At 50.7% G+C, this 2,525-nt stretch carries 2 protein-coding genes; both read left to right on the forward strand.

What is annotated here, in order from left to right; all coding sequences use genetic code 11:
• Positions 1 to 1,350 (forward strand): sigma-54 dependent transcriptional regulator (locus VF399_02680; GenBank protein HEX7319247.1); only part of this gene is annotated, 1,350 nt, incomplete at its 5' end.
• Positions 1,351 to 1,732: 382 nt separating this feature from the next.
• Positions 1,733 to 2,525, forward strand: a 793-nt coding sequence (locus VF399_02685; protein ID HEX7319248.1) for a hypothetical protein, incomplete at its 3' end; no start/stop codon positions are given.

Here is a 2,525-nt window from a genome sequence, read left to right on the forward strand (position 1 = left end):
AACATGGCACCGTACAAGATTCTGATCGTGGATGACGAAGAGATAATGCGGAGTTCGCTGACCGACTGGCTTAAAGAGGACGGCTATCACGTGCAGGCGGTCGACAACGGCTATAAGGCGCTTGATGCCGTTAAGCAGGAAGAATGGGACCTCGCGCTAGTGGACCTGAAAATGCCTGGCCTGGACGGGATCGACGTTTTGCGCAAACTGTCGGAGATGACGCCGAAACTGCCGGTCATCATTATCACCGCCTACGCCACGGTCGACAGCGCGGTGACCGCGATAAAGGAAGGCGCCGTCGACTACGTCGTGAAGCCCTTCAACCCGGGCGAGATCAGCCTGCTGATCGCCAAGGTGCTGGAACACCAGCGGGTGGTGAAGGAGAACGTCATGCTGCGCAAGGAGCTGACGCGGCGGTTCCGGTTCCAGGATCTCATCGGCAAGAGCGACAAGATGCTCAAGGTCTTCGAGATCGTTACGACGGTTGCACCGTCAAAATCAACCGTCCTGATCCGCGGGGAAAGCGGTACCGGCAAGGAACTGATCGCCCGCGCGATCCACGAGCTAAGCCCGCGACGCGCCAGCCCGTTCATCGCGGCGGCCTGCGGAGCCATGGCCGAGTCCCTGCTCGAAGCTGAACTCTTCGGGTACGAGAAAGGCGCGTTCACGGGTTCGATCGCCCAACACAAAGGTCGCATCGAGCAGGCGAATAACGGCACGCTTTTTCTGGATGAGATCGGCGATATCAGCTTGAAAACGCAGGTCGACCTGCTTCGGGTCCTGCAAGAGCGCGAATTCACCCGGCTGGGCGGAAGCGCCTCGATAAAGGCCGACGTGCGCGTCATTGCCGCGACCAATAAGAACCTGGAACAGATGATCGCGAAAGGGGAATTCAGGGACGACCTGTATTACCGCCTGAACGTGATCACGATCGAACTGCCGCCCTTGCGCGACCGGCGAGAGGACATACCGCTGCTCCTCGACTATTTTCTGGAGAAGATCAAACTGGAGACCGGTAAACCGATGGACAAGATATCCGAAGAAGCCAAGAAGATCCTGATTGAGTACCACTGGCCCGGCAACGTGCGCCAGTTGCAAAATGCCCTGGAACATGCGGCGGTCGTGGCCAAAGGAGCGGTGATCGAATCCGCGCACCTGCCAGCGTTCCTGCAGCAGAAGGCGGCGGACGGAGCGGCCGCCAACCAGAGCCTGCAGGATGTCGAAAAAGAACATATCATCAACGTGCTGAACGCCCATAATTGGAATGTTAAAAAAGCGGCTGAAGTGCTGGGCATAAATAACATTACATTATACAGAAAGATAAAACAATACGAACTGAAAAGACCATAAACGCAAAAGCAGTAGATACTATGTAGTAAGCAGTAACAGCCGGCTGTAGTACGAATTTCAAATCACAGATGTCAAATTTCCTGATTTCCAATTTATAACCACACGATACGCTCCAAACAATTAAGATGATATTAACGACCCCAAAGCTTTTAACGATTTCTTCCATTGATTATTTTTGCATATCCGTTATGCTTTTTGCAACAGATTTGTACTGATATATGGATAGTTTTATTGCCCTGTATCATTATGTAAAAAATATAAAATAAAGTTGCAAAATTAATAACGAAATAACATGATATTTCATGCTTTTGCGTTTTATAAACTTGGGCATGAATATTGCTTATAATATGGTCATGAAATACCAAATAACAACGGAGGAGCCGTGAATTGCCCATTTCTTGAAGAGATCATGGTCAAATACTGCAAGGCTTGTGATATTAGAAAAATGCTGCCCACCGATAGTATTGTACCTCAAAATCCTTGCGAAGGGCAATACGACCGGTGCGTCGTTTATCAAGAAATACTGAACAAAAGCAAAAAAAGTGAGGAGGCCAAAATGACTGAAGCATCAAATACCAATGCGGAAAAGGAAAGCGGGGAGAGCCCCTGTATTTGGATGAAAGCTGGTGTGATCGCTTATCGTATGTGCACTAAGGATTATGACTGCCGCAGCTGCGATTTTGACCAGGCGATCGTGGATTCGAGCGGCGCCGCTTCCGAGTCGCCGCTGATCGTGCAGGCGATCAATAAACTCAAGCAATTACCGGCGTTCGAACGAAAATGCCGCTACGCGCTGACCGGAGACCTTGCATACAAACTTTGTTCAAGCAATTACGAATGCTACCACTGTGCCGTGGATCAATACATGCAGGACATCATGGATTCCAATCCCGTGCTCAGGAAAAAACGAGAAAGGCAAGCCAGAGCCGAAAAGAAGGTGAAGGGATTCATCATGAGGGACGACATGTACTACCTGCCCAATCACATCTGGCTGAAGTATGAAGAAGATCACGCCAAGGTCGGGATCGACGATTTCGCTGCACGGATCATCGGCAAGATCAACCGCATTCAGCTTGCCGAGAAATCCCGGATTAATCGCACCGAACAGTGCTGGGGACTGAGCAGCAGTCATGGCGACGTGTTCATGAAGCTGGGCGTCGATGCCGATGTTATCG

It is taken from the genome of bacterium, from assembly GCA_036382775.1.
GTDB lineage: Bacteria > Hydrothermota > Tepidihabitantia > SM23-42 > JAOAFX01 > DASVHD01.